A 17,554-nucleotide genomic window follows, 5' to 3' on the forward strand; every position below is an offset into this window, starting at 1 on the left:
GAGGGTCGTGGAGCTACGTGACATCGAGATCTTCCTGACGCTGGCCGAGGAGCTGCACTTCGGCCGGACCGCCGAACGGCTGTGCGTCTCCCCGGCCCGGGTCACCCAGGCGATCAAGAAGCAGGAGCGCCGGCTCGGTGTCCCGCTCTTCGAGCGGACCAGCCGCTCGGTACGGCTGACGGCAGCAGGACAGCAGCTGTATCGCGAGCTCAGCGCGGGATACCGGCAGATCATGGACGGCATCGAAGCCGTCTCCGCCACGGCCCGCGGCATCAGCGGCACGCTGCGGGTGGGTTCCATGGGCGGCGCCAACGCGTGGAAGATCGACCCCATCGTCATGTTGTTCCAGGCCAGGCATCCAGCCGTCCGGCTGCTCCACCGCGACATCAACACGGTCGATCCGCTGGCCTTGCTCCGCTCCGGCGAGATCGACGTGGGCACCCTCTGGCTCCCGCTGCGCGAGCCCGACCTGACCGTCGGCCCCGTCACCCACACCTCCTCGCAGGTGCTCATCGTCTCGGCCGGTCATCCCTACGCCGCCCGCGAGTCGGTGTGCCGGGAAGACTTCGGCGACCTGACCTTCCCCGCCCATGCCTCGCCGATCCCGGCGTACATGGAAGAGTTCTTCCAGCCCTTCCGCACCCCCGCAGGCCGGCCGATCGCGCGCGGGCCCCTGGTCACCAACTGGGACGACCTGCTCAAGACCGTCGGCGCAGGCCAGGCCGTGGCCGCGGGAGTCGCCGAGGCCGCGGCCTTCTATCCCTGGCCCAACCTCGTCTACCTGCCCATACTGGACGCCCCACCGGTCTCCTGGGTGCTCGCCTGGCGTACGGCGGCAGAGAACGACCTCATCCGCAGCTTCGTCCAGGCGGCCCGGGACGCTGAGCACGGAACCGCGTGACACCGGGATCTTCCTGACGTCGGCCGAGGAGCTGCACTTCGGCCGGCCCGGGACACAAGATCAAGGCAGGCTTCGGGCCGGTGAGCCGCGCGGGCCGAGCCGGAGACCACCCACGAACGCCCGGACCCCCACCTGACCTGCGCCTCGGACCCAGTGTCCACACAACTCCAACCAGCGCTGCGAGCAGAGCGGCGGTTGCGGCGGCGGTGACGGCGGTGGAGCGGAGGCGGGCCACTGTCGTGATCGACCGGTCCGCTGTCCAGGCCGGACACCTGCAGCTGAGAGGGCCGGGCGAACTCGTCGGGGTGGCGGCGTTCCAGCCCCCAGGCGGCCGTCGGCCAGTCCGGCGGCGCGACGTCCTCCTCCACGAGGTGGCCGGTGGCGGGGTCGCGGTAGCGCCGGGTCCGCCGGCGCACCACGTGCCCGCCCTCGGCGGCCCGGTCGACCCGCGTCACGTTGGCATGCCGCCCGTGCGCGCGCGTGACGGCCTCGCAGAACTCGCGGAAGAGCTCCTCGGCGGCCACGGGCTCCCGGGCGTCGAGGGCATCTTGGGCGGCGCGGCCGCGGGCCATCCAGCGGTAGAACGTCGCCTCGCGGATCCCGGCGTACACCGCAGCGGCGTGGTCCGGCCGCGCCGTGCTCCGCAGCGCGATCTGCCGGAACTCCCGTCCCTCCGCCAGCACCCATGGCCCCACCGCAGCGAACACCACGCTCACCTTGGAGACCGGCGTGAGGTGTCTGCAGTCGCAGTAACCTCACTTCGTCCCCTTAGCAGATGCTGCAATGAATACCTCTCTGCGCGGCGGCGAAGTTGTCCCTAGATCGGACGTTCGTGAGTTGGGACTGTGACTCTCGACTGTGCGGACAGTCCCCCGGGAGGGCTCCTATCGCGGTGCGCCGGGTCATCCGGCTTCAAGAATGGCGCAGAGGGCTGTGTTCGGTGGCTTTTGAACGTTGATGCCCATCATCCAACCGTCCTTGGAGGTGCGGATGATGTTGAACACGAGCGTGGAGCCGGCGGGTTGCTTGTCGGGATGGATCACGGCGACCGCCTTCGAACCTGAAGAGGCGGATTGGTCGATGAATCCGGGAGCGGGCACGATGTTGTCGTTGTCGCAGGGTTCGGCGCCGGACTTGGGAAAGTTCCGGACGAGTACGAGGTTGCGCACCCCGTAGTCGGAGAGCTTCTGCCGGAGCCCCCGCAGGTGGTCGATGTCGTTGAAGGTGAGGGTGATGGATCCGTCGGGGTGGCGCACCACCGCGTAGGCGGGTTCGCCTGTCACCGAGTCGATGGTCGCCGGGACCGCAGCGCAAAGGCTGGTCACCGCGACGGCGGCGACTGCGATTCGTGCCGGCCTGCGCCATCTGGCCGCCGCTCTCGGCTCGGTCGGCTGCGTCTGCTCGGCGATCAAGGGAGTGAGCTCTGTCAGGAGGCGTTCTTTGAACCCGGTGAGAGGTGGCGGTGCGGTGGGTGTGGGCATGAGTTTCTCCTCAGACCAGTGCGATGGGAGTGGTGGGATCGGCGTCGCAGGTCTGGACGGCCGCCTGCAGGGCGCGTCGGGCGCGGTACAGGCGTACCCGGGCCGTGACCGGCCGGATGCCCAATGCCGCGGCGGCCTCTGTCACTGTGAGGCCATCGACCGCGATCAACTCCAGCACGGCGCGTTCGCCGACGTGCAGGGCGGCCATCTCCATGTAAACGCGGCGGGCCCCTTCTGCCGCGTCGATGCGTTCTTCGAGATGGCCGATGTCGTCCGCGTCGAGTAGCCGTCGGCCGGCCACTTTGGCCTCGGTATCCCGTTGCCTGGAAGCCCGGCGAGCATGAGAGGCGATGACATTCCGCGCGATGCCATAAAGCCAGGCCCGTGGACCGCCGGCACCGCCGCGGTAGGAATCCGCGGACTCGATGACCGCGACGAAGACGTCAGCCGTCAGGTCCGCGGCTAGGTGCGGGTCGGCTACACGACGTACCACGAAATGCAGTACGTCATCCACATGTCGCAGGTAGAAGGCGGTGAAAGCGGTAGAGTCGGTGCCGCACAGCCTCGGGTCGGGATCGGCTGTATGACGTCCGTCCTGCGACCGCTCTGTGGCCGGTTCCCGTTTTATTCGTCTCACAACCATAAGTGGTCGCCGCCGCCGAAGACGTTACCGCCGCAGGTCACCTCACCTGTAAACACAGCCGGCGGGATACACCGTCAGCGCCGACCGACTTGCTGCCCTCTCGCCTTCAGTTGCGAACAGGCGGCGGCAAGGCGGTCACCACGGGATGATGGGCGGCTGCGTTCTTGCGACTGGCCTACTTGACCGCGGCGAGCGCCTTCGCGCCCACACGGCGACCACCTGAGCCGCTCGTCGGAAGTCACGGCTTGGGCAGCCAGGAGACCTTCCCCGCCAGCGCCACCGAACCGATGAACGCCACGATGTCGATCAGGGCGTGCGCGACCAGCAGCGGCATCACCCGGCCCCAGCGGCGGTACAGCCGGGCGAAGATCAAGCCCATCACCATGTTGCCCGCCAGGCCGCCCAGGCCCTGGTAGAGGTGATAGCTGCCGCGCACGACCGCACTCGCCGCATCGGCCTTCCACGGGGACCAGCCCAGCTGGTCGAGGCGATGCAGCAGGTAGCCCAGCACGATGACCTCTTCGAGCACCGCGTTCTGGACCGCCGACAGCACCAGCACCGGGATCCGCCACCACACGTCCCCCAGCGTCGAGGGGACGACGGTCAGGTTCGCCCCCACGCCCCGCGCGGCCAGGTAGAGGCCGAGCCCGGATCCGCCGATAACGGCCGCCACCCCGGCGCCGCGCAGCACATCCGTACCGCGGGGGACCCACCCGGCGCCCAGCGTCGGCCCCAGCGGTTCGCCGCCGCGGCCCATCAGATGGGCGACCAGCGCGACCGGCACCAGCGCGGTCGCCAGCGAGAACAGTTGCCAGGCCAGGCCCAGCCAGGGACGTCCGGGCGCGGCGTCGGTGACCAGCGACGCCGCCTGGTCGTTCAGGGCCTTGCCGGCGGTCACCGAGCCAAGGAAGGAGATGAGAGCCGACACCCCTGAGGCGCCCAGCGAGAGCGCGAACACCAGCCACACCTCACGGGTGAGCACCCGGCGTCCAGGAAGCGACGGAGGGACTGCTTCGGCCACGGCGACGATCGTCGCACGAGAAGAGGGGCCTGGTCGCAGCAGGGCCCGCCCCGGGATCCCGCACATCACCGCGAACCTCGAAAAGGCTAAGCCGGGCGACATCCTGCTGTGCCACGACGGCGGCGGCGACCGCTCCCAGACCGTCGCGGCCCTGCGCACCGTCATCCCCGCACTCAACCTGACCTTCGTCGTCCTCTGACAAGGAACGCGTGGCCGGCGACCAGCCGCGAACTTGGGCGTCCGGTAAACCGCCCGGTGAACGACGAAAGGAGCCCCACCCCATGAAGGAGTCGGCGTGGCCAACCAGCGAGTCTGGTCATGATGACCAGTGACTCAGAGCGAGCTGGATGAGCGCTGGGACACCGTGATCGGTCAGAACATTCCGTGCGGGTGGAGCACCTGTTCGGGGACCGGTTGAACGACGTCCCAGTGCTCGACGATCTTGCCCGCGTCGAGGCGGAAGAGGTCGACGGTGGCGAGGTCGCCCTGCGGGGTGGCCACATGGGTGTGCACGGCGACCAGGTCGTCGTCGGCGAGCACGTGCTTGGCCGCCACGGTCGCGTCCCGCAGGTGCGCGCTGCCGGGTCCGCTCAAGAAGTCCGCGAACGCTCGGCGCCCCGACTGGGTCGCGGGGTCATGCGCCACGCGCGGGTTATGCGATACGAAATCCTCGCCCAGCAGTTCAGTGAAGCCGGCAATGTCGCCCGCGCCGAATCGGGAGACGGCCTCCAGGACGAGCAGCCGGTTCTGGTCGGTGAGTACTGGCGATGTCATGTCGTGCCCTTCGGGTCCGGTGGTCGGTATCCACCTGGTGAGACGGATGCGGGTCCGCCGACGTCACGCGTGACGTCGGCGTCCCCTGGATCGTCTTGTTGATGAGGTCTTGTACGGGAGGTGCGATGGACGCGGCGGGCGAGCTATTCGAAAGGCACCGGGCCCCGCTTTCGGCAGCGGCGTACCGGATGCTCGGTAACCGGGCAGATGCCGACGATGTCCTGCAAGAGGCATGGCTTCGCTGGAGCCGAGTGGACCACCGCTCGGTCAACGACCCCGGCGCGTACCTGTTCCGGCTGGTGACCCGCCAGGCGATCGACGAGCTTCGCAGGATACGGGCGCGCCGGGAAGTACAAGCCGACCAGGATCGGCCGGACGAGCCACCGGCCGGCCCGTCCACCGGGCAGCGACCGGGCGACGAGGTGGCGGCGGGCTTGTTGGTCGTCATGGAAACCCTGGCTCCGACAGAGCGCGCGGTGTTCCTGCTGCACGACGTGTTCGGCTTCTCGCACGCGGAGATCGCGGTCATCGTCGGACGTACCGAAAGGGCGGTCCAGCAGATGGCGTACCGGGCCCGGCGGCATGTCCGAGCGCGCCGCCCGCGGTTCCGGCCCACGCCGGGCGATCACCGGGCGACCACCGAACGCTTCCTGGCCGCGGCCGCCCTCGGCGGTGACCTGGCCGGCTACGGCAGGGCATGCGCCTCAGCCTGAGCGCTGATCCGCACGGCTCCGGCCTGCATGCCAGAGCTCCAGGCTCTCGATAAGCGAGGTGCATGCCGTGCGGACGGGCTCGAACCACGAGCGACATCCTTGATCAACGACAGGTGTGGTGGTGACCCGAACGGGTGATCTCGCCGGCCTCGATGGCTCGCTGAGTTGGCAGGGGGGCAGCGGAGTAGCTGATGCAGGGCTGCGGATTCGCGTCCGCAGGAGTCCGGGGTTCCCTGCTCTGGTCCGCTCGGCTGCCGGTCGCTGCGGGCGATGTGCCCCGGCTTGTGGGGGCCTACAGGTAGCGCCTCTCGGGCTTGGGTGGGGTGGTTGGAGGCCCGGATCGAGCCGCCGAGCCATCAGGGGAACGAAGTGGGGCATCCCGGGCGGGGTCAGGGGTGGTGGGTCGCGTGGGACTCGAACCCACAACCTACGGATTAAAAGTCCGGAGCCCTCGTATCAGGTCGGCACCCCCTGTGTCGCTCTGTGTCGACCTGTCCGTATGAAGCCCCATCCTTGTGTTGCTCCATGCCGTCGTGTGCCGATCCGTTTCGGAACCGCCGAGCCGACAACGAGCCGACAGGGGCCGCCGTTGGCGATTGTGGCTTCCTCGTCGGTGGCCCCACTTGACCTGCGCGGACGTAGTTTTCGGCAAGCACAGTCTTGACCCCCGATTCGCCGCGACGGCCTTCATCGCCGACCACTCATTCGGGTAGTTCGGACGCACCTTGGTGACCATGCGCACCGCACGCTCACGAAGCTCAGGAGGGTAGGGGGACGGACGTGCCATGACTCGATCCGCTCAAGGAATCGAGCCTCCATCAGACCCGGCGCGGTTCAGAACGACGATGCGGTAATCGTGGACCGCGCCTGGTCAAGTTTTGGCGCGACGGCTGAGGGGGCGTCCCGGTCGTGGCCATCACCCGCCGACTGCGCTTCGGCGCCCGCGTCATGGAGCTGTGCCGCGAGATCGTCCTGCCCGCCGACCGCGTGGTCCTCGACTACCCCCATCGACCTGGACACCTGGCCCCGCGGGAGGCCGGCCGGCGGCATCGACGTCACCTACGACGTGCCGGTGCCGGTCACGTCGCCGGCCGGCGAGGTCGACCTCCCACGGGGAGATGCCCGGCGCGTGGCGCCGCGGGGTGTGGGGGCGCTGTTTGGGGTGCTCGCGCCGCTTGAGGCGCGGCGGGTTTTCCGCGCGGGCGGGAAACCCGGATGCTCGAGAGGTGGAGATTGCGCTAATTTGCACGGTTCCCCCTTTCGATGATGGAGAGCATGATGACCTCACGTCCGTCCCCCCGCCTGCCGCGGATCGCCGCGACCGTCGCGGTGTCCGCGCTGCTGCTGAGCGCCGCGGCCTGCGGGTCCGAGAAGGACCGGGGGGCGTCCAGGGGCGCCTCGGGGGCGCCCGCCGCGGCGTCGCCGAGTGCCGGCGCGTTCGCGGGCAAGAACCCGGACCAGATCCTGCAGGAGGCGCAGACCGCGCTGCGCGGCGCCAAGTCGCTTCGGGTCGCGGGGGTCATGTCCAGCGACGGCGAGACCACCAAGATCGACCTGGTCACCGACGGCACCCGGGCCAAGGGCGTGCTGACCATGCCGGTAAAGGGCAGCAGCGTGACGGTGCAGATCATCAAGATCGGGTCCCGGAGCTACTTCCGCGGCCGCGACCTGTGGCTGAAGGCCGGCGGTCCCGCGCTCGCCAACCGGGTCGGGAACCGGTGGGTGCTCGGCAACGCGCGGATGGCGCTGCGGTTCTCGGTCTTCGTCGCGCCCGCGGGGTGGGCGAAGATCCTCGACCCGGACGGGCCGGTCACCCGGGGGGCCGACGTCGCCCTCGACGGCAAGCCCGCGGTCACCCTGAAGGACGACTCCGAGGCCCTGCTGTGGATCTCCGCGCAGGAGCCGCACTATCCGCTGCGGCTCGGCGGGGGCGATTCCTCCGGCAGCGGCGAGATGAACTTCACCTACGACGTCCCCGTCCAGGTCGCGGCGCCCAGGAACGTAGTTGATCTGTCCAAGGGGGCCGTCGGGATCTGACGTCAGGTCCGGGGAGCGGTGGCGGCGCCAGGGCCGTGCCGCGGCGGTCATGGCGGCGTGTCGCCCACGTCGATGAGGTGATACGGCGTAAAGAGACGGATGTGCTCGTCGGCGGCCCTTTCTGGCCGGTATGGGTGGAGTTTTCGGTAAACGCACCGCCGTGAGCTCCTCGACCGCACTCTGATCTGGAACGATCGGCACCTGCTCCATGCACTCCGCGAGTTCGAGACCTTCTACAACCAGCATCGGCCTCACCAGGGCATCGCCATTGCCCGCCCGTTGAAGCCACTGCCTCCACCGATCACCGAACCCGACGAGATCGCCGACCTGAACGTCCGAAGAACCCACCATCTGGGCGAAACCCTCAACGGGTACGAACATGCCGCTTGACCTGTGCGGACGAGGTTTTCGGCAGGGTCAACCTCCCCCCGCGGTCCGGCTCAGCGGATAATGAGCCTTATCCGCTGAGCCGACCGTCGGACTCAGCGGATAACGTTCTCCCCGGCCCCGCCGCAGCGGGGAAGAAACTCAGCGGATAACAACGGGGAGCGAGCGATGGCCGGTAACAGCCCGGACGACGACCGGCGGACCGTCGTGCCGCTCCGCCCCGCCGGCGGCGGCCGCGCCGCCAGCCGGGGCACCATCCGGCATCCCGGCGGCGCACCGGCAGCGGCCGAGTCGGCGCCCGAGCCCAGGCTCGGCGCCGAGCTGGCTGCGACCGCCGAACGCGCCCTGGCCGACGTCGAGCGGCACCTGGACCGGGCCGCACTGTCCCCGCACACTGTGCGGGCCTACCGGCGCAACTGCCGGGCGTTCACGACGTGGCTGGCCGCGCACGCCGCCGACCATCCCGACGCCTTCGCCGACGTGGTCGGCCGGGGTGATGGAGTGTCCCGTGCGGGGCCTGGGATGAGGTCTGGGATGAGGTCTGGGCCCCGCACGGGACGGGGTTGTCAGCGCTTCATGAGGGCGAAGACTCCCCAGCCGAGGTACTCACGCGTGGAGCGCGCGTAGCGGGCGGGTTCGGTGGTGAGTTCTTCCCGTACTTCGGGGGCGAGTTCGTCGTCGGGGTTCTGGTCGAGCCAGCGGCGCATGGTGAGCCACTGGGCCGCGGCGTAGCGGTCCCAGCTGTTCTGGTCGGCCAGCATCATTTCCACCACGTCGTACCCGAGTTCCTGGAACTGCTCGATCAGTTCCGGGAGTTCCAGGAAGTCGGCGATGGCGGTGGCGTGGCACGCCTTGGCGGTCTCCTCGTCCGACGGGGTCTGCCGCCAGTACGGCTCGCCGATCAGCATCATTCCTGCGGGGCGGAGGCTGCGCTGGAGCAGCTCGGTCGTTCCGGCGACGCCGTTGCCGATCCAGGTGGCGCCGACACAGGCGGCCAGATCGACCGGCTGGTCGGCGACATGGCCGGCGGCGTCGCCGTGAAGGAACTCGACCCGGTCGGCGACGCCGAGTTCGGCGGCGCGGGCGCGGGCCTGGGTGGTGAAGAGCGTGCTGATGTCGACCCCGGTACCCGTGAAGCCCAGGTCACGTGCCCAGGTGCACAGCATCTCGCCCGAGCCGCTGGCCAGGTCGAGCACCCGGGTCCCAGCGGGAAGGCGGAGGGATTCGCCCAGGGCGGCGAACTTGTCCGCGGTCAGCGGGTTGTGGATTCGGTGGCTGCTCTCGCGGATGGTGAAGATGCGGGGAAGGTCCATGACCTGGTTCCTTTCCGTCATGCCTTGAAGTTCGGGGACTGCTTGAGGGCGCGCACCTGGCGCGCGATCTGCTTCTTCGGCCGCTCCAGCTCGGCGCGCAGCCGCGCGTCGGTGCGGGAGCCGGCGTGGGTGTTCTCGCGCTGCAGCCGGTGGTAGCTGTCCAGGCGCCGCCGGGTGAGGTGGCCGTCCTCGACGGCCGCCAGCACCGCGCAGCCCGGTTCGGTGGCGTGGGCGCAGTCGGCGAAGCGGCAGTCCCCGGACAGTTCGATGATTTCGGCGAAGGCCTGGTCCAGGCCCTCGTCGGCATCGTGCAGGCCCACGCCGCGCAGGCCTGGGGTGTCGAGCAGGACCCCGCCGTGGGGCAGCGGCACCAGCTCCCGCCAGGCGGTGGTGTGCCGGCCCTTGCCGTCCCCGTCGCGCACCGCGCCGGTGGCCAGGCGGTCCTCGCCCAGCAGGCGGTTGCCGAGGGTGGATTTGCCCGTTCCCGAGGGCCCGAGCAGGACGACCGTGCCCGACAGGACCGCAGTGAGGACGTCCAGGCCCTCGCCGGTGGCGGCACTGGTGACCAGCACCTGCGTGCCCGGGGCCACCGCGGCCACTTCGGCGGCCGCCCAGGTGGGGTCGGTGGACCGGTCGGCCTTGGTGAGCACCACCACGGGTGTGGCGCCGCTGTCCCAGGCCAGGGCGAGCATCCGCTCGATCCGCCCGAGCTTGAGCGGATCGGCGAGGGAGACGGCCACCGCCACGGTGTCGACGTTCGCGGCCAGCACCTGGGCTTGGGATGTGCGCGAGGCGGTGGAGCGGACCACGGCGGTCCGGCGCTCCAGTACCTCCACCACGGTGGCGGAGGCGGCCGCGGTGGCCGGCCGGACGGCCACCCAGTCACCGGTGCACGGCCTCAGCCGGTCACCGGTGTCCGGGACGGCCGCTGCGCGGACGGGCCCGGTCTCGGCGACGACGTCGCACGCGCCGCGCTCGGCCCGCACCACGCGGCCCGGAACCAGTCCGGCGGCCCGCGACGGGGCGAAGGAACGCTCACGTTCGGCGTCCCAGCCGTAGTCGGCCAGCGTCAGAACGCGCGCAGGAGAAGAGAGAGAAGATCCGTGTGAAGTGCGTTGATAAAACAACGTGGAGACCCTTGAAAGGGGGCCCCGCCGGACGGCAGGCGTGCCCAGAGCACTCCCTAGGAGGGAGGAAGGCAGGCGAAGGTCAGGACGAGACCCGGGAAGTGAGGATGGTCCGGGCACCGCGCACAGCGGTGGTCTCCACGACAGTCATCAACTCACCTCCTTCATCTCCATAAGCGAACCGAATTGTCGCTGCTGCAACTACCGTATCACCCGCCGTGAACGTCGATGCGGTCGTGGCCGACGACAAACGTGTCGTTTCACCAGGTTGGCGTGCCAGCGCAGCAGTGTGCCGGGCGTGATGAGCATCCCGATTCGTCCCGGCGAGGGGCAGCAGCCGGGCCAGAGTTGAGATCAGCGCACGGTCGGCCCATGAGAAACGAGGCTGGGAGGTCTGTCGCTGCACCGCCAACTGGTGGCGCAGCAGCAGGATCTCGATGTCCTTCGACCGGTCGGACCGGCCAAGGAGAACAAGCCACCCGGCGAGCCGGATGACGGCCAGATACAGGAACCGAAGAGCCACAACCCCGATGCTGAACGCTCCGGGTGATCGCGTCCGGCGAACCGTGAAACCCCAGCTCAACGGCTATGGCCGAGTTTCCGGCACGCACACGTGCTCGTTCGCCCAAGCACGGATATCGCCTGAACGCCCGTCCTGGTGTTGGCGCCACTGCTCCCGGACCTCTTGCCACCCCTGAGCGTCCTGAGGCGACGGCCGCTTCCCATGAAGGGATGCAGTGCGGCGCGAAGCCTGGCAGCGTTGGGCCCCACTGAGATTGATCTCGTATGGCGCCTCGTCGATGCGAACGGGGCCTCCGGCGCAGGAGCGAGCCTTCGGATTCGCTCCCGAGGAAGCGAGCTGCTGAAAGACCGGGCGGCACTGGCCGCGGGGTCTGCGGGCGACATGACCGGCTTGAGCGGGAGAAGAGTACGCGGTTTCGAGGCACTGCCAGGGCGGATGCAGGCCCCGGATCGAGCCGCCGAGCAGCCAGAGGAGCAAAGTGGGGCATGCCGGGCGGCGGGCAAACCGGACAAACTCGCGTTTGCCCTGGTCAGGGGTGGTGGGTCGCGTGGGACTCGAACCCACAACCTACGGATTAAAAGTCCGGAGCTCTGCCAATTGAGCTAGCGACCCGTCCAGCAAGCGTACCGAGAGGGGGGAGGGGTTCGCGACGGGGTTACCGGGTGGGGGTGAGTCGGACGGGGAGGTGTTTGAGGCCGTTCTGGAAGTTGGAGGCCAGGCGGGCGGGGGGACCGGTGCGGTCGATGCGGTGGGGGAGCAGTTCGCGGAAGATCGCGCGCATCTGGGTGCGGGCCAGGTGGGCGCCGAGGCAGAAGTGGGGGCCGAAGCCGAAGCTGACGTGGTCGTTGGGGCTGCGGGTGACGTCGAAGCGGTCCGGGTCGGGGAAGACGGTCTCGTCGCGGTTGGCGGACGCGTGGTAGACGACGACCTTCTGGCCGGCCTTGATGTCGCGGCCGGAGAGGGTGAGGTCGGTGGTGGCGGTGCGGCGGAAGTCCATGACGGGCGGCCAGTAGCGGAGCATCTCCTCGACGGCGGAGGGGAGCAGGGACGGGTCGGCGCGGAGGCGGGCGAGTTCGGCGGGGTGGTCGAGGAGGGTAAGGAGGCCGCCCGGGATGCCGTTGCGAAGCGTTTCGTTGCCCGCGACGGCGAACAGGAAGAACATGTTCTCGAACTCGTGCGGGGTGAGTCCGCCTTCGAGCATGCGGGACATGATGTCGTCCGACGGGTTCTGCTTCTTGACGGCCGCCAGTGCGTGGGCGTAGGCGAACATGTCCGCGAGGGCGGCGTAGGAGCGCGGGTTGACGGGGCGGCCGTCCGGGTGGACGAACGAGGTGGGGCGGTACTGCATGGCCTTCTGGGCCATCGCGCTCATGTTGGCGGTGTCGGCCGTGGAGAGACCGGCGTACTCGTCGTCTTGGTAGCCGATGACGCGGGACGCCCAGTCGTACAGGAGTCGGCGGTCGCTGTCGGGGACGCCCATGATGTGGGCGAGCGTCCACACGGGGAGGTCTGCGGCCAACTCGACGAAGTCGGTTTCCTTATGCAGGGCCGAGGCGATGAGGGCGCGTGCTCGTTGGTCGATGGTCTGCTCTAGAGCGCGTATTGCGCGGGGCGTAAAGGCCGCTGCGACGATGCGGCGCAGGCGGGAGTGGTCGGGTGGGTCCTGGTTGAGCATCATCGCGCGGACGAACGCCAGGTCTTCGGGCGTGTCGGGGTCGCGGATCTGGGTGGCGCCGAGGTTGGACGAGAAGAGGCCGGGGGAGCGCAGGACGTGCTTCACGTCGGCGTGGGAGAAGACCGCCCAGTAGCCGCTGCCTGCGGGCCAGGAGCCGACGGCGGGTTCCGGGACCCAGGCGACGGGTGATTCCGCGCGCAGTTTCCGGAAGGCGTCGTAGGGGACTCCGGCGGCATAGGTGGCGGGCTGGAAGATCTCCTCGTGCATGCCCACAGCGTGCATCATGGCGGTGTGACGGTGAAGCCTGAGGACGCTGCCGGGATCCTTCGTGACAACTTCGCGCCCTGGGTGCTGGACCTGGGGCTCGTTGTAGAGGAGGTGGGGGACGGCACCGCAGTGCTGCGGTTGCCGTGGTCGGAGCGGTTGGCGCGTGAGGGCGGCGCCATGTCGGGGCAGGCTTTGATGGCGGCCGCCGACACCGCCGTTGTCATCGCTGTGGCGGGCGCCAAGGGCGGGTTCGTTCCCATGACGACGGTTCAGCTGAGCACGTCGTTCATGCGTCCCGTTATGGGGACGGACGTGCTGGTGACGGTGACGCTGGGCAAGTTGGGGCGGACGCTGGCGTTCGCCGACATCGTGATGGCGGCCGGCGCCGCCACGGTCGCGCAGGCGAGCGCCGTGTACGCGATCATCGGGTGACATGACCCGAATCGAGATGGTGAAGGTGCCGGACGGGGAGTTCCGGCTGCACGTGTGGACGCCCGAGAGCGGGCGTGGGCCGGGGATCCTGCTCATCCAGGAGATCTTCGGTGTGGGCGAGTACATGGAGGCGGTCGCCGCGGACCTGACGGCGATGGGCTACGTGGTGGCCGCTCCGGACATGTTCTGGCGGATCCAACCGAACTGGACGACGAAGCACACCGAAGAGGCACTGCCCAAGGGGATGTCCATGGTGTCCCAGTTCGACTGGGACAAGGGCCAGGACGACGTGGAGGCGGCTCTGGGAGCCCTAAGGGGCCTGCCGGAGGTCGACGGCCGGGTGGGCGTCGTCGGGTTCTGCTTTGGCGGGACGCTGGCGTATCTGCTCGCTACTCGGGCTGAGGCGGATGCCGTGGTGTCGTTCTACGGCAGTGGTGTTCCGGGTGCGCTGGGGGCGCTCGACGCCGTACGGTCGCCGTTGCAGTTCCACTTCGGCGGGTCCGACGACTACATCTCGCGGGAGGACGTCGCGGCCGTCGAGCGCGCCGTCGAGGGGCGGGACCGGATGGAGATCCACGTCCAGGAGGACGGCGGGCACGCCTTCCACAACCGGAAGGCCCCGATGTTCTACCAGCCGGAGCCGGCGGACCGGGCGTGGCGCCTCACGGAGGAGTTCCTCGGCCGCCACCTACCCGCCTCATAGCGCGGCCTGTAGGCACCAGCCAGGGAGCGGCTCGGTTTCGGCGAGCCAGGCTGCGGGTGGATGTCCGATGATGCCGCCGACTATCGCGCAGGTGGTGTCGATGTCGCCGCCCGCAGCCGCCGTGGCCCAGAAGGCCCGCTCGTAGTCGCCGAGATGGCGGGCCGCTGACCAGAGGGTGAAAGGCACCGTGTCGTGCGCGGCGACCCGGCGGCCGTTGCCCAGGACGGCTGCGGCGGTCGCCACGTCGCCGATGGTCAGCAGCCGGCGCGCTTCGGCGATGCCCTGGCGAACGGTGCCCTGTGGCGTGTACTCCAAGACCTCGTCTAGGAAGCCGCCCGGTGACGGGTTGCCGGGCGCGATGGCCGTGGCCACGGCTACGGCGACCGCACCCGCAATGGCCTCGGGATGGGGGTGTGTTATCTCCGAGGCAAGGGCCGCTTGGCGGGCGGCCTCGGAGGGGTCGCCCGCGAACCAGGCGCCCAGTGGTGCCACACGCATTGCGGCGCCATTCCCCCAGGAGCCCATGCCATCGAAGGGCTCACGGGCGAGCGTCCGCCAGTCACCGCCTTCTCGTACGAGCCGCAAGAGGCGCCCGGTGGACGGCCCATAGCCGCGGTCGAAGTCGTGGTGTTCGGCAAAGCTCTCTGCGAGGGCGTCTTGGTCGACGGTGCCGCGCTTGCAGAGGACGAGGTGGATGGACGCGGCCATCTCCGTGTCGTCCGTCCACTGCCATGGGCCTGGCGGAAGGGTTTGGGCCTCGAAGGCGGGGCGGTTCTCGGGGACGAAGAACTGGGATCCGAGTGCGTCGCCTACGGAGAGGGCGAGGAGCGAGGCGTGTGAGCGTTTCGCGGCGGTTGCGGTCATGTGGAGGAGGGTTCCAGGGCCAGGCGGGAGAGTTCCTTGCGGGAGGAGATGCCGAGCTTGGGGTAGGCCTTGTAGAGGTGGTACTCGACCGTCCGGCGGCTGAGGAACAGTTGCGCGGCGATCTCGCGGCTGCTGATGCCCTCTGCGGCGAGGCGTACGACCTGGAGTTCCTGAGGGGTGAGGCGGTCGAGCAGCACCGGCGCGGTGGGGATCGATGTAGAGCCGGACTCACCGGTTGCGCGCAGTTCGGCGCGCGCGCGTTCCAGCCAGGGCTTGGCGTGTAGCCGCTCGAAGATTTCCATGGCGGAGCGAAGAGGCGTACGGGCGTCGGAGCGACGACGGGCCCGGCGTAGCCACTCTCCGTAGAGAAGCTCGGTCCGCGCTTTTTCGAATGGCCGCGTTGCCTTTTCGTGTAGGCGGACGGCTTGTTCGTAGGGTTCCTCGCTGTCGGCCAGGAGGGCTTCGGATCGCAGGGCGATCGCCAAGGCCCAGGGCTGCTGCACGGCGTCGGCCCAGGCGCGGAATCGGGCGAGTGGTGCGCGGGCGCGTTCGGGTTGTCCGGCGCGCATAGCGGCCTCTATCAGGTCCGCTGTAGCGAGCATGGTGTCCGCGCTGTACTGGTGGGGGATGGCCTCCAGGTGGCGGAGCGCGTCGTCATATCGTCCGAGCCCGAGTTCGAGGAGGCCCAGCGCACCTCCGGTCTCCTCCGGCATCTCACGCAGCCGGGACTCGTCGCCCTCGACCGCCGCCACGCGGGCGAACACGGCGGAGAGCCGCCAACCGTCGTTGGGCAGGCCGGTGTCGCAGGCGAGCGAGATCGCCTCGATCAGCGTGGCCTCCACGTCCGTGTGCCGGCCTGTCGCGACCTGGGCCTGCGCCTGCGTCCGCAGGACGCCCGGCAGCGCGCCGATCAGGCCGTTCAACCGGCAGCGCGCCGTCTCGACGGCGGCCAACTCCAGCGCCGCCTCGTCCTCGCCGAGGATCAGCGCGAGCCGCGCCGCCTCGTCGAGGCCTGCGGCGACGCCCGGTCCCGGAGTGATCGTGCGCGCCTGCGCGACCAGCCCGGTGAGCAGAGGGACTCCGCGTTCGAGGTCGTCACCGGCCAGTAGTGCGAGACCGCTGACCAACGCGTCGTCCGGCAGCGATTCGGCGGCGCGCAGCAGGGCCGGTGTCTCTCCGGAGGTCCACGCATAGGCGGCGCCTGCGCGCAGCATCGCCGCCCTGTCGTCGGGCGTCGCGTAGGCGGCGTGCTCGACCATCATGCGCGCGGCGGTAGGACGGTTACCGCGTTCGTACTCGACCACCGCGCGGACACGTCCGAGGCGGGCGAGTTCTGCGGGGTCGTCGGTGAGCGCGCCCGCCTTGGTGGCGAAATCCTCCGCCTCGTCCGGCCGACCGCCCTGAAGCGCCATGTTGGCTGCGGCGCGGAACCGTGCGGCCTGCGTGTCCTGGTCTGGGCTGAGGTAGGCCGCCTGCTCGTAAAGCCTTGCCGCCGTCGCGTACCCGGTGCGCTTCTGCGCGCGCTCTGCGGCGTTCTGCAAATCGACTGCGACGTCCTCGTCCGGCCCTAGAGCCGCAGACGCACGATGCCGCGCGCGGCAATCAGCGTCCTCAGAGGAGGACGCCAATGCCCGATGGACGGCGAGCCGGCAAGCCGCCACAGCGCCCTGATAGACGGCGGCCCTGATGAGTGGGTGGCGGAAGGCGATGGAGCGTCCGCTCACCTCCACCATCCCGGCCCGTTCGGCTTGCTCCAGGTCCTCTAGGCCGACGCCCAGTTCGTGCGCGGCGCCGAGCAGGCTCGGCATGTACCCGCGTCCCTCGGCGGCGGCTATGAGCAGCATCAGGCGGGTCTTGTCGGGAAGCTCGTCGATCTGACTCTGGAACCGCGCGACGACGCGGTCGGTGACGGGCAATGGCCGGGAACCGTCCGGCAACCGGCCCCCGGTCAAGCCGAACTCGCGTAGCGCCAGCGGATTCCCGCCCGACTCGCGCAGGACGCGATCCCGGATGGCCGGCGAAAGGCCATGCCCGGCGAGGAACCGTTCGGCGTCGTCGCGGCCCAGCCGTTCGAGGGGCAGTTCGGGGAGGCCGGCGCCGCTGAACGCGGCGTCCCGCGCGGCGAACAGCATCACCACGCCCTCGGCCGCCAGCCGCCGGGCCGCGAACAGGAGCGTCTCGGCGGTCGCGCCGTCGAGCCATTGGGCGTCATCGAGCAGGCACAGGACGGGCCCGTCCTCCGCGAGGTCGGCCAGCAGCGTCAGGACGGCGAGGCCGGTCGTGAACCGGTCCCGGGCGGGCGGGGCGTCACCCGACGGCCCAGAACCGCTGAGCGCGGCTCTCAGCGCCGCCGCCTGCGGTCCGGGCAGGCCGTCGAGCCGGTCGCGGACGGGCCACAGCAGCTGGTTGATCCCGGCGAACGCGATGCCGGACTCGGCGTCGATCCCGGTGACCCGCAGGACGCGCGCCCCTTCGTCGTCCGCCAGCAGGTCGGCGGCGTGGTCGAGGAGCGCCGACTTGCCGATGCCCGCCTCGCCGCGCAGCAGCAGCGCGCCGCTGCGCCCCTCGTCGCGCGCCCGCGCGAGCAACGCGGAGATCCGCGCTTGTTCGTCGTTCCGTCCGTAAAGCACGAATCCAAACTACGGGGCGTACTACCGAAACCTTACTGATTCGCCGTGTACCGGCCTGCTCGT

17 protein-coding genes and 2 tRNA genes are annotated in these 17,554 nt (G+C 69.8%); 6 read left to right on the forward strand and 13 right to left on the reverse strand.

Features of this window, described 5'->3' with window-relative positions; all coding sequences use genetic code 11:
* Nucleotides 1-7 precede the first annotated feature (7 nt).
* The gene (locus tag ACA514_RS28495) at nucleotides 8-901 is read left to right on the forward strand and encodes a LysR family transcriptional regulator (protein WP_375044321.1); all 894 of its coding nucleotides are present in this window, start codon (nucleotides 8-10) and stop codon (nucleotides 899-901) included.
* A 902-nt stretch (nucleotides 902-1,803) separates the two neighbouring features.
* Here ACA514_RS28495 and ACA514_RS28500 read toward each other — a convergent pair.
* The 3 genes from ACA514_RS28500 to ACA514_RS28510 form a co-directional block, all read right to left on the reverse strand.
* Entirely contained in the window at nucleotides 1,804-2,382 is a 579-nt protein-coding gene (locus ACA514_RS28500) for a hypothetical protein (RefSeq protein WP_375044322.1), read from the reverse strand.
* A 10-nt stretch (nucleotides 2,383-2,392) separates the two neighbouring features.
* Nucleotides 2,393-3,010, reverse strand: a complete 618-nt coding sequence (locus ACA514_RS28505; protein WP_375044397.1) for an RNA polymerase sigma factor — start codon at nucleotides 3,008-3,010, stop codon at nucleotides 2,393-2,395.
* 253 nt (nucleotides 3,011-3,263) lie between these two features.
* Nucleotides 3,264-4,007, reverse strand: coding sequence for a CPBP family intramembrane glutamic endopeptidase (locus ACA514_RS28510; protein ID WP_375044323.1), 744 nt, complete (start codon nucleotides 4,005-4,007; stop codon nucleotides 3,264-3,266).
* Here ACA514_RS28510 and ACA514_RS28515 point away from each other — a divergent pair.
* A complete protein-coding gene (locus ACA514_RS28515; protein WP_375044324.1) occupies nucleotides 4,000-4,245 on the forward strand; it encodes a hypothetical protein in 246 nt (81 codons plus the stop codon). The two genes, ACA514_RS28510 and ACA514_RS28515, sit on opposite strands and share 8 nt — an antisense overlap.
* A gap of 173 nt (nucleotides 4,246-4,418) precedes the next feature.
* Here ACA514_RS28515 and ACA514_RS28520 read toward each other — a convergent pair whose 3' ends face one another.
* Nucleotides 4,419-4,820, reverse strand: coding sequence for a nuclear transport factor 2 family protein (locus ACA514_RS28520; RefSeq protein WP_375044325.1), 402 nt, complete (start codon nucleotides 4,818-4,820; stop codon nucleotides 4,419-4,421).
* A gap of 125 nt (nucleotides 4,821-4,945) precedes the next feature.
* Between ACA514_RS28520 and ACA514_RS28525 the strand changes: the two genes are divergently transcribed.
* Nucleotides 4,946-5,533, forward strand: a complete 588-nt coding sequence (locus ACA514_RS28525; protein ID WP_375044326.1) for a sigma-70 family RNA polymerase sigma factor — start codon at nucleotides 4,946-4,948, stop codon at nucleotides 5,531-5,533.
* A gap of 396 nt (nucleotides 5,534-5,929) precedes the next feature.
* Here ACA514_RS28525 and ACA514_RS28530 read toward each other — a convergent pair.
* A tRNA-Lys gene (locus ACA514_RS28530) sits at nucleotides 5,930-6,003 on the reverse strand.
* Between the two features lie 364 nt (nucleotides 6,004-6,367).
* On the reverse strand, nucleotides 6,368-6,541 hold the full coding sequence (locus tag ACA514_RS28535; RefSeq protein ID WP_375044327.1) for a hypothetical protein: 174 nt from the start codon (nucleotides 6,539-6,541) through the stop codon (nucleotides 6,368-6,370).
* Between the two features lie 267 nt (nucleotides 6,542-6,808).
* Here ACA514_RS28535 and ACA514_RS28540 point away from each other — a divergent pair, with 267 nt between their 5' ends.
* Nucleotides 6,809-7,570 carry a hypothetical protein gene (locus tag ACA514_RS28540; protein WP_375044328.1) on the forward strand — a complete coding sequence of 254 codons (762 nt, stop codon included), beginning with the start codon at nucleotides 6,809-6,811 and terminating at the stop codon, nucleotides 7,568-7,570.
* 953 nt (nucleotides 7,571-8,523) lie between these two features.
* On the opposite strand, the gene ACA514_RS28545 is transcribed toward ACA514_RS28540, so the two are convergent.
* From ACA514_RS28545 to ACA514_RS28565, 5 genes are all read right to left on the reverse strand, one after another.
* Nucleotides 8,524-9,291 carry an SAM-dependent methyltransferase gene (locus ACA514_RS28545; RefSeq protein WP_375044329.1) on the reverse strand — a complete coding sequence of 256 codons (768 nt, stop codon included), beginning with the start codon at nucleotides 9,289-9,291 and terminating at the stop codon, nucleotides 8,524-8,526.
* On the reverse strand, nucleotides 9,288-10,259 hold the full coding sequence (rsgA, locus tag ACA514_RS28550) for a ribosome small subunit-dependent GTPase A (protein WP_375044330.1): 972 nt from the start codon (nucleotides 10,257-10,259) through the stop codon (nucleotides 9,288-9,290). Before rsgA ends, ACA514_RS28545 begins: the two co-directional genes overlap by 4 nt.
* Nucleotides 10,260-10,479: 220 nt before the next feature.
* Nucleotides 10,480-10,920 carry a hypothetical protein gene (locus ACA514_RS28555; protein WP_375044331.1) on the reverse strand — a complete coding sequence of 147 codons (441 nt, stop codon included), beginning with the start codon at nucleotides 10,918-10,920 and terminating at the stop codon, nucleotides 10,480-10,482.
* 536 nt (nucleotides 10,921-11,456) lie between these two features.
* Nucleotides 11,457-11,532 (reverse strand) — tRNA-Lys (locus tag ACA514_RS28560).
* 43 nt (nucleotides 11,533-11,575) lie between these two features.
* Nucleotides 11,576-12,862 carry a cytochrome P450 gene (locus ACA514_RS28565; RefSeq protein ID WP_375044332.1) on the reverse strand — a complete coding sequence of 429 codons (1,287 nt, stop codon included), beginning with the start codon at nucleotides 12,860-12,862 and terminating at the stop codon, nucleotides 11,576-11,578.
* Between the two features lie 24 nt (nucleotides 12,863-12,886).
* Here ACA514_RS28565 and ACA514_RS28570 point away from each other — a divergent pair, with 24 nt between their 5' ends.
* Together ACA514_RS28570 and ACA514_RS28575 are read left to right on the forward strand one after the other, a co-directional pair.
* Nucleotides 12,887-13,294 carry a PaaI family thioesterase gene (locus tag ACA514_RS28570; RefSeq protein ID WP_375044333.1) on the forward strand — a complete coding sequence of 136 codons (408 nt, stop codon included), beginning with the start codon at nucleotides 12,887-12,889 and terminating at the stop codon, nucleotides 13,292-13,294.
* 1 nt (nucleotide 13,295) lies between these two features.
* Nucleotides 13,296-13,997: a dienelactone hydrolase family protein gene (locus ACA514_RS28575; RefSeq protein ID WP_375044334.1), complete on the forward strand. Its 702-nt coding sequence runs from the start codon at nucleotides 13,296-13,298 to the stop codon at nucleotides 13,995-13,997.
* On the opposite strand, the gene ACA514_RS28580 is transcribed toward ACA514_RS28575, so the two are convergent.
* Together ACA514_RS28580 and ACA514_RS28585 are read right to left on the reverse strand one after the other, a co-directional pair.
* Entirely contained in the window at nucleotides 13,992-14,861 is an 870-nt protein-coding gene (locus ACA514_RS28580; RefSeq protein ID WP_375044335.1) for an ADP-ribosylglycohydrolase family protein, read from the reverse strand. The genes ACA514_RS28575 and ACA514_RS28580 overlap by 6 nt on opposite strands.
* Complete coding sequence (locus ACA514_RS28585) at nucleotides 14,858-17,491, reverse strand: AAA family ATPase (protein WP_375044336.1); 2,634 nt, start codon at nucleotides 17,489-17,491, stop codon at nucleotides 14,858-14,860. Before ACA514_RS28585 ends, ACA514_RS28580 begins: the two co-directional genes overlap by 4 nt.
* Between the last annotated feature and the right edge of the window lie 63 nt (nucleotides 17,492-17,554).

This window comes from Actinomadura sp. NTSP31 (genome assembly GCF_041951385.1).
Classification (GTDB): domain Bacteria; phylum Actinomycetota; class Actinomycetes; order Streptosporangiales; family Streptosporangiaceae; genus Spirillospora; species Spirillospora napierensis.